Source organism: Mesorhizobium sp. M8A.F.Ca.ET.021.01.1.1 (assembly GCF_003998025.1).
Lineage (GTDB): Bacteria > Pseudomonadota > Alphaproteobacteria > Rhizobiales > Rhizobiaceae > Mesorhizobium.
Window position 1 is genome coordinate 1 of sequence record NZ_RZSJ01000619.1, and the last position, 3,544, is coordinate 3,544.

Annotated in this window: 4 protein-coding genes and 1 pseudogene; all 5 read left to right on the top strand. The window is 61.3% G+C overall.

The features are described 5' to 3' along the window. Positions 1-377, top strand: a pseudogene (locus tag EOA36_RS30900) (arylesterase); the annotation flags it as partial. Between the two features lie 15 nt (positions 378-392). Next, a complete protein-coding gene (gene lpdA / locus EOA36_RS30905; protein WP_127280700.1) occupies positions 393-1,838 on the top strand; it encodes a dihydrolipoyl dehydrogenase in 1,446 nt (481 codons plus the stop codon). A 99-nt stretch (positions 1,839-1,937) separates the two neighbouring features. Then, on the top strand, positions 1,938-2,195 hold the full coding sequence (locus EOA36_RS30910; RefSeq protein ID WP_027142753.1) for a GlsB/YeaQ/YmgE family stress response membrane protein: 258 nt from the start codon (positions 1,938-1,940) through the stop codon (positions 2,193-2,195). 137 nt (positions 2,196-2,332) lie between these two features. Then, positions 2,333-3,298: a lipoyl synthase gene (gene lipA / locus EOA36_RS30915; RefSeq protein WP_127280701.1), complete on the top strand. Its 966-nt coding sequence runs from the start codon at positions 2,333-2,335 to the stop codon at positions 3,296-3,298. Between the two features lie 36 nt (positions 3,299-3,334). Then, positions 3,335-3,544, top strand: a 210-nt coding sequence (locus EOA36_RS30920) for an SRPBCC family protein (protein WP_281040094.1), incomplete at its 3' end; no start/stop codon positions are given.

Here is a 3,544-nt window from a genome sequence, read left to right on the forward strand (position 1 = left end):
GTGCCAATGACATGAAACCATGGATCCATGGCAACCCGGTTGCCGCCAAGCAAGGCATCCAGCGGTTGATCGACATCGTGCGTGGCCACGACTATCCGTTCGACTGGCCGGCGCCGCAGATCCTGATCGTTTCGCCTCCTCTTGTCAGCCGCACGGAGAATGCCGATTTCAAGGAGATGTTCGCCGGTGGCGACGACGCCTCGAAGCAGCTTGCACCGCAATACGCAGCACTCGCCGACGAAGTCGGTTGCGGCTTCTTCGACGCTGGCACGGTGGCGCAAACAACACCTCTCGATGGCGTCCACCTCGACGCCGAAAACACGCGAAACATCGGCAAGGCGCTGACACCAGTCGTGCGCGTCATGCTGGAATTGTGATTGAAGGAGAAAACCGTGGCTGAGAACTACGACGTCATCATCATCGGCTCCGGTCCCGGCGGCTATGTCACCGCGGTCCGTTCCGCCCAGCTCGGCTTCAAGACGGCGATCGTCGAGCGCGAACATCTCGGCGGCATCTGCCTCAACTGGGGCTGCATTCCAACCAAGGCGCTGCTGCGGTCGGCCGAGATCATGCACTATTTGGATCACCTGAAGGATTATGGCCTGAAGCTCGACGGCAAGGTCAGCGCCGACACCGCGGCCGTGGTCGATCGGTCGCGGAAAGTGTCGCTCAGGCTCAATGGCGGCGTCGCGTTCCTGATGAAGAAGAACAAGGTCGATGTCATCTGGGGCGAGGCCAAGCTCTCGAAGCCCGGTGAGATCGTTGTTTCCAAGACGGCCAAGAAGCCGATGGAACCGCAGCCGCCGGTGCCGAAAGGCGTCAAGGGCGAGGGCACCTACACGGCCAAGCACATCATCCTGGCGACCGGCGCCCGGCCGCGCGCGCTGCCCGGCATCGAGCCGGATGGCAAGCTGATCTGGACGTACTTTGAAGCCATGGTGCCGAAGGAGATGCCGAAGTCGCTGCTGGTGATGGGTTCGGGCGCCATTGGCATCGAATTCGCCTCCTTCTACCGCACCATGGGCGCCGAGGTGACGGTGGTCGAACTGCTGCCGGCGGTCATGCCGGTCGAGGACGCCGAAGTCTCGAAATTCGCGCAAAAGCAGTTCGAGAAGCAAGGCATGAAGATCATCCTCGAGGCCAAGGTGACCAAGGTCGAGAAGGGGGCGAACTCCGTCACCGCGCATGTCGAGATGAAGGACGGCAAGGTCGAGAAGATATCAGCCGATCGCATGATTTCGGCCGTCGGCGTCCAGGGCAATATCGAGAATCTCGGCCTTGAGGCCCTCGGCGTCAAGACCGAGCGCGGCTGCGTCGTCATCGACGGTTATGGCAAGACCAATGTGCCCGGCATCTACGCCATCGGCGATGTCGCCGGTCCCCCGATGCTTGCCCACAAGGCCGAGCATGAGGGCGTCGTGTGTATCGAAAAGATCGCCAATTTTCCCGGTGTTCACGCGACGGACAAGCTCAAGATTCCCGGCTGCACCTATTGCAACCCGCAGGTTGCCTCGGTTGGCCTGACGGAAGCGAAAGCAAAGGCCGAAGGCCGGGATATTCGCGTCGGCCGCTTCCAGTTCGCCGCTAACGGCAAGGCCATCGCGCTTGGCGAGGACCAGGGCTTCATCAAGACCATCTTCGACAAGAAGACCGGTCAGTTGCTCGGCGCGCATATGGTCGGCGCCGAAGTCACCGAATTGATCCAGGGCTTTGTCGTGGCGATGAACCTTGAAACGACCGAGGAAGAGCTGATGCACACGATCTTCCCGCATCCGACGCTGTCGGAGATGATGAAGGAAAGCGTGCTCGACGCCTATGGTCGCGCCTTGAACGCATGATAGATTCGCCGCAGGAGACTCAGCTTCGAAGGCCGCGAGATCGCGACGGCGAGGCAGTTCGTTTCCGGATGCATTTTTACGCGCGCAAGGAGAAGGCATATGCACCTGAACGGCGTGGGCTGGATCGCAGCCATCATCATCGGCGGCCTGGCAGGCTGGCTCGCCGAAATGGTCATGAAGAGCAACACCGGCATATTCATGAACATTATCATGGGCATCGTTGGCGCGGTGGTGCTGAATGCCATCCTACAGGCGCTCAACATCGGCGTGTTCGGCGTCGGCTGGACCGCCTATCTGATCACCGGCTTCATCGGTGCCTGCCTGCTGATCTGGGTCGGTCGCCTGGTGCGCCGCTAGTCGATATCCTTCCCGGCTATGCGAAAACGGTTGTGGCGGCATGCGCCTCCGCAGCCTTTTTCTTTGTGTTGAAAAGTCCTAGATGACGTAAACGTGACGATCGCCGACGGGCGGTCGCGAGAAAAGCCAGGGTTCAGATGGTCACTGTCCTCGACACGATCGCCAACGCGCCGCGGCTGCGGCATCCCGAGAAAGCGCACAAGCCCGACCAGGAGGTGTTGCGCAAGCCGGACTGGATCCGCGTCAAGGCGCCGGTATCGAAAGGCTATGCCGAGACACGCGAGATCGTCAAATCCCACAAGCTGGTGACTGTATGCGAAGAGGCCGGTTGCCCGAACATCGGTGAGTGCTGGGAAAAGAAGCACGCCACCTTCATGATCATGGGCGAGATCTGCACGCGCGCCTGCGCCTTCTGCAATGTCGCCACTGGCATTCCGACCGCGCTCGATCCGGACGAGCCGGCCCGCGTCGCGCATGCCGTCAAGCAGATGGGCCTTACCCATGTCGTCATCACCTCGGTCGACCGCGACGATCTCGCCGATGGCGGCGCGCAGCACTTCGCCGATGTCATCCGTGCGATCCGGGCGGCAACGCCTCTGACGACGATCGAAATCCTGACGCCGGATTTCCTGCGCAAGGACGGGGCGCTGGAGATCGTCGTGGCGGCCAGGCCCGACGTCTTCAACCATAATCTCGAAACCGTGCCGTCGAACTATCTGAAGGTCCGGCCAGGCGCCCGTTATTTCCACTCGATCCGGCTGCTGCAGCGGGTCAAGGAACTCGATCCCTCGATCTTCACCAAGTCCGGCATCATGGTGGGACTGGGTGAGGAGCGCAACGAAATCCTGCAGTTGATGGATGATCTGCGTTCGGCCAATGTCGACTTCATGACCATCGGCCAGTATCTGCAGCCGTCGAAGAAGCACCACCCGGTGATCCGCTTCGTCACGCCGGAGGAATTCAAGTCCTTCGAGACGATCGGCAAGACCAAGGGTTTCCTGCTGGTGGCGTCGAGCCCGCTGACGCGCTCGTCGCATCACGCCGGCGACGATTTCGGCAGGCTGCGCGCGGCGCGCGAAGCACAGCTCGCGAAATCGCTCTGATGCGTCTTCGACGCGACGCCCTCTAGAGCCGGGTTCATGCCGAAATTTGAAGCCACCCGCCGCGTTGCTCACACGCCGCAGCAGATGTTCGCGCTGGTTGCCGACATCGAAACCTATCCGCAAGTCCTGCCGCTTTGGGAGGCGCTGACGGTCCGCTCGCGCAAGGAGCGCGACGGAAGGACCATCCTCGTCGCCGACATGAGCATCGGCTACAAGGCGATCGGGGAGACCTTAACGAAAGAGGTG